Below are 5,707 nucleotides of genomic sequence, written 5' to 3'. Positions count from 1 at the left end.
GACTGGTCAAGAGCCATCGTGCGTCGTGTCTTTCTGTGAGTAGCTTTAGTCGGTTCTCACTGACCATCGCACGATGGCTCACCACGTCAACGACGTGACACCCAGCACCGAGAACTACACCACCCCAGGGGACGCCACCCTCGCTAAGGTCCTCTACTCGATGGGTGGAGGTGTTCGGCAATCTATGAGTTACTCCGACTTGCGGCATCTGCGTGTGCCAATTCCCCCGATAGACGAACAAGAGAAGGTCGCGGCGACATTGAACGGAGCAACCGTCGCGGTGAATCGTGCCCTGGCCTCGGCGAGGCTGGCGGTAGAGATCGCCAAAGAGCGCCGTGCCGCACTGATCTCGGCTGCGGTGATGGGCAAGATCGACGTGGGGGTGGCGGCATGACGGGCATCGCTGGGGCGCATCTGGAGTCGGTGCTGGAGAACGAGATAGTCGAGCATCTCGCCGCGAACGGGTGGCTGTACTCGCCGACCGACGCCGGTTACGACCCCGAGCTCGCCCTATTCCCTGAGGACGTGCTCGGGTGGCTGGAGGATTCGCAGACGAAGGAGTTCGCGAAGGTCGTCCGCCCCGGTGACACCGAGGCGCAGCGCGAGGCGGCGGGGCGCAGCATCCTGACCCGCCTCGCGAAGGCTCTCAACAACGACCCATTGAAGAACGGCGGGACCATCCGGATCCTGCATGAGGGATTCTCGATGGTGCCGCTGCACGGCGGCGCGGTCAAGTTCAAGCTGGCGCAGTTCCGGCCGGCAACGACGAACAACCCGGACACCCTGGCGGCGTACGGGAAGATGCGCGTGCGGGTGATGCGTCAGGCGCATTACTCGGTGAAGCATCCGAACAAGGCGTTGGATCTGGTGCTGTTCGTCAACGGCATCCCGGTCGCGACGATCGAGCTGAAGACCGACTTCACGCAATCGATCGGCAACGCGGTCGCGCAGTATCAGTTCGATCGGAACCCGGCGGGTGAGCCGTTGTTCGCGTTCGCGAAGCGCTCGCTGGTGCATTTCGTGGTGTCGAACTCCGAGGTGCGGATGACCACGAAGCTCGCCGGCGCCGCAACCCGGTTCCTGCCCTTCAACAAGGGCGCGGACGAGGGCGCGGGGAACCCGCTGAACCCGAACGGGTCGGCATCCGCGTACTTCTGGGAGGAGATCCTGCAGCGCGACACGTGGCTGCAGCTGCTGGGGTCGTTCGTGCACTTGCAGGTCGAGGTCGACGTCGATCCCGACACGGGCAAGAAGACGAAGTCGGAGAAGGTGCTGTTCCCGCGGTACCACCAGTGGCGGGCCGTGACCCGCCTGGTCGACGCGGCGCGGGCGGAGGGGCCGGGGAACCGGTACCTGGTGCAGCATTCGGCGGGGTCGGGGAAGACGAACTCGATCTCGTGGCTCGCACACCGCCTCTCCCAACTCCACGACGACCAGAACGTGCGGGTGTTCGACACGGTCGTGGTGGTCACCGACCGGACGGTGCTCGACAAGCAGCTGCAGGACGCGATCTCGCAGTTCGAGAAGCAGGCCGGGGTGGTGCAGTCGATCACGAAGGATGCGGGCGAGTCGAAGTCGAAGCAGCTCGCCGCGGCACTGACCGGTGGCAAGAACATCGTGATCGTGACGATCCAGAGCTTTGAGGCTCTGATCACCGCGATCCAGACTCTGCCCGAACTTCAGGGGCGCCGGTTCGCGGTCATCGCGGACGAGGCGCATTCGTCGCAGACCGGTTCGACCGCCGGGGCGTTGACGAAGGTGCTGTCCCCGGACGAGCAGGCCGCGGTCGCCGAGGGTGCACCCATCAACTCGGAGGCGTACCTGCAGTGGGCGATGGAGGTCACCGCCTCCGCCCCCAACATCTCGTACTTCGCGTTCACCGCGACCCCAAAGGCCAAGACACTCGAGCTGTTCGGGCGGGTGCCGGAGGGGGCGGGCCCGGATGCGACGCCTGAGCCGTTCGATCTGTATTCGATGCAGCAGGCCATCGAGGAGGGCTTCATCCTCGATGTGTTGCAGAACTACACCCCGTACAAGGTGGCGTGGAAGCTGCAGCATCCCGACTCCGACTACGACGGCGCCAGTGAGGTCGATGAGTCGACCGCGGTGAAGGCGCTGGTCCAGTACGTGCGGCTGCATCCGACGAACATCAGCCAGAAGGCGAAGATCGTCGTCGACCACTTCCGCACCTTCGTCCAGCCCCTGCTGGACGGCAAGGCGAAGGCGATGGTCGTCACCGGTTCCCGCGTCGAGGCAGTGCGGTGGAAGAAGTACCTCGACACCTACATCGCCGACGCCGGTGTGCAGGGTGTCCGGTCCCTGGTTGCGTTCTCGGGCACCGTGGACGACCCCGAGCTGCTCGGCGACGGACTCACGGAGCGGACGCAGAATCCCGGGGTGCAGTCCGATCTCGCAGAAGCCTTCAAACCCGCGACGTTCAACGTGATGATCGTCGCCGAGAAGTTCCAGACCGGCTTCGATCAGCCGCGTCTGGTGGCAATGTACGTCGACAAGAAGCTCGGCGGCGTGCATGCGGTGCAGACGCTGTCCCGGCTGAACCGGACCTACCCGGGCAAGGACAAGACGTTCGTCCTCGACTTCGTCAATGAGCCGCAGGAGGTGCTCGACGCGTTCCTGCCGTACTACCGGAAGGCGACGCTGACGGCGACGACCGACCCAAACCTGATCTACGACCTCGTGGTGAAACTCGACTCTGCCGGGATCTACGACATGTCGGAGGTCGAGCAGGCCTTCGACGCCGCTCTTGCCGGTGGCGTGAACGCGAACTCGAAGGTGTCGGCCGCGACCGCGCCGGCCGTGGACCGGTTCCAAAAGCGCTGGATCGCCGCGGTCCTCGACGATGACAAGGCCGAGCAGGACGAGCTGCGGCTCTTCAAGGCGGACGTGGGGAACTTCGTGAAGTTCTACGACTTCATCTCCCAGGCCCGGAACCTCGAAGACACCGACCTGCCCCGCCGACACTATTTCTTCCGCCGGATCCTTCCGCAGCTGTCCACCGAGACGATTCTCGAGCCTGTCGACATCTCCGAGGTGACGCTCGTCGGGTACAAGATCAGCGCCGGTGAGTCGGTGAAGCTCAACCTCGAGCAGGGGCCGGGGCTGGATCCGATCACCGCGATCGGGTCGGGCGCGATCCACGAGAAGCACCGCAGCGCGCTCGAGGAGATCATCCAGAAGCTCAACGAGCGCCTCGGCGACAAGTATGGGGTCGGCGTCATCGACCTCCAGATGAACCACATCGTCGGGAAGCTGGCGTTGGATGTCGAGCTCGCGAACCAGGCGGCGGTGAACTCGCCCCAGCAGTTTGCTGAGTCGCCGGCGTTGCCGAAGGCATTCACGAAGGCGCTGCTCGGCGTGCGGGACGAGACCCCCGCGTTCATCGACGACCTGCTCGGTGATGGCGGACTGTTCTCAGATCTGAGCAAGGCGCTGCCAGCGATGCTCTACGAGTACCTGAAGGACAAGCGTGCCTGACGCTGTCGTGCGTGCTTCCGGGGGCGAGGACCAAGCTTTGTTGTTGCCTTGCGATGTCGAGCACGCGTGATGCTCGATAGAGTGTCGATCGTGGTGGCGAATAGATGGTGACTGAGACGTACGCACGCGCGCCAATCGTGGAGGCGTCGTTGCTGATGCGGCTTCAGACCCCTGAAGACATCAGCGTTGCTGAGGCAACCGAGACCTTTGAAAAGCTCACGACGCTGGCGATCAAGGAACGACAGGCTGTGTTTGAGGTCTCCAACACGCTTGTCGCTATCTCCGGGAGCGACTCGAGTCTTGATTCATCTCACCGTGCCGCGGGGTTTGTCTTCATCGGCGATGGCGAACGAATCTCCGTGGTTGATGACGAGCTTCAGTACTCGAAGCGATTTGCTCCTGAAGCCCCCTATGAGACCTGGGAGGTGTTCATCCAGCGTGCGATGGTCATCGCGAATGAGGCGTACTCGGCTCGAGGCGCTGCCGCTGTTACGGGCGTTGGGTGTCGCTTCGTGAATCGGCTACCGATCCCGTCGGCCGACGAGGCCTCAGGCTTTGAGATTAGCGACTACGTCCGGATGAGCGTTCCCATCCCGGGGATGCTTCCGCAAGTTGTGCGACGCATGTTTGCCCAGGTCGACATACCGTTTGACGATGAAGCCGTATCCACTCGGACGACGGTGTTCACTGATGACGTAGACGAAGGCACGGTCTTAGTTCTGGACATCGACACCAGAAGAGATGTCGAGCCTACGACGATCTCGGAAGTCGAGCACTATCTTTCAACCATACGAAGCATCAAGAACACTGTCTTCGAAGCAGCGATCACGGACGCATGTAGGCTTCGAATGAGAGAGCCGCGCACGGAACCGTTAGGGGACGACTAAGTGGTAGCAACACTCGTAAGGAAACACTCGAGCGAGAGGGAGGCGCGGTCGCACGACCGGGAACAGACGCGCTTCGAACCGCATGGGGGAGGCTCTCCGCTGTATGGACTTCTGCTGAGGTCCAACTACTGGGATCAGATGTCCCCCGGCTTGTCCGACCCAAGTGATACCTACAAGCGATCTCCCTTGAGCGGCTTGCGTGACGCCGCGCAGACACGGGCACTCCGAAATGCGCAGAAGATCGCCTCGTTGCTGCCGTCGGATCGGACGGAGTTCACCCTAGGACTGAACGGTACCTTCTACCTTGAGTGGGAGTCCGGGGAAGGCTTCGCCTCACTAGAGGTTGGAACAGATCGGTTCGGGTTCGCCTTCATCCCGACGGTCGGGGAACCGTACGGAGAGAACGGTCAGATCGCTGATACGGCTCGGCTCCGCAGACTGATTGAAACTCACGTCTGACGGATGACTTCGACGTCTGCTGATGTCGTCATCAGCGACGACGAGATCTTGTTGCGCGCGCTCGAAGAGAGGGACTTCGGCACCCTCGCTGGCTTGAAGTGGCAAGCTTTCGCTCCGCCGTCGGGCAAGAGTGCCATTTCCATCATGCGTCTGCAGGTCTTGGGCCCCGACGCCGCGAAGGCGAAGGGGCTGCAGATTAAGCCGAAGTTCGCGGGGTTCGCGCGAGCTCGGGCGGGGTCGATCCGACTAGTCCACGCCCACGTGACCGACGAGCCGGACGACTTCGTGGGCCACGCGCACCTCGATCACGGATTTCCGCGACCACCCCGGGAAGAGGCCCCGCCGCTTGCTCCGGGGGAGCCGTCTGAGGTGTCGCCGGAGTACTTGCGTGCACTCAAGCACTTCAAGACGATCGCTGGGCTGTTCTGCTACTTCGCCGACACGGCAGAAAAGACCGCCTGGACTGGCGCCGATCTGGAGGAAGTGTGCGCTTCGGTCGCAGCTCACAAGACTTGCATACACCCGATGCCTTCGACAGAACCAAGCGCCTGATAAGAACGCCAGCTCGGCCGGCTCCCCGGTAGGAATCCGCAATAAAGCGCGACACTAGCAGGGCCGAACTGACGCAAAGTACCTCGTATTCAACGTCGGGGTTCGCAAACTCCAGCGGGATCCGACAGACGTGTAGGGATTTTTCTGAGATGTCCTTTTCGCGGGTGAAATGTCGGCGGTTTCAGAGTCCTAGCGCAACACCTCGTCGAGGAGGTTCGTTGTGTCGAGGAAGATTCCGTGGGCGACGCGGGCGGGCGCGGTTCGAGGGCTGATCGCGGGTCGTTCTGCGATCGAGTTCGCGCCGACTCTGGGTG

4 protein-coding genes are annotated in these 5,707 nt (G+C 62.7%); all 4 read left to right on the top strand.

Annotation, left to right across the window (positions count from 1 at the left end; genetic code table 11):
* Positions 1 to 73: 73 nt before the first annotated feature.
* The 4 genes from ACHFGS_RS08545 (at position 74) to ACHFGS_RS08530 (ending at position 5,393) form a co-directional block, all read left to right on the top strand.
* A complete protein-coding gene (locus ACHFGS_RS08545; RefSeq protein ID WP_394278349.1) occupies positions 74 to 394 on the top strand; it encodes a restriction endonuclease subunit S in 321 nt (106 codons plus the stop codon).
* Complete coding sequence (locus tag ACHFGS_RS08540; RefSeq protein ID WP_394278350.1) at positions 391 to 3,495, top strand: type I restriction endonuclease subunit R; 3,105 nt, start codon at positions 391 to 393, stop codon at positions 3,493 to 3,495. Before ACHFGS_RS08545 ends, ACHFGS_RS08540 begins: the two co-directional genes overlap by 4 nt.
* Positions 3,496 to 3,602: 107 nt before the next feature.
* On the top strand, positions 3,603 to 4,382 hold the full coding sequence (locus ACHFGS_RS08535; protein ID WP_394278351.1) for a TIGR04255 family protein: 780 nt from the start codon (positions 3,603 to 3,605) through the stop codon (positions 4,380 to 4,382).
* Between the two features lie 462 nt (positions 4,383 to 4,844).
* On the top strand, positions 4,845 to 5,393 hold the full coding sequence (locus ACHFGS_RS08530; protein WP_394278352.1) for a hypothetical protein: 549 nt from the start codon (positions 4,845 to 4,847) through the stop codon (positions 5,391 to 5,393).
* The last annotated feature ends 314 nt before the right edge of the window (positions 5,394 to 5,707 follow it).

The organism is Microbacterium sp. (genome assembly GCF_043427715.1).
Lineage (GTDB): Bacteria > Actinomycetota > Actinomycetes > Actinomycetales > Microbacteriaceae > Microbacterium.
This window is presented reverse-complemented; position numbering and strand designations above follow the sequence as displayed.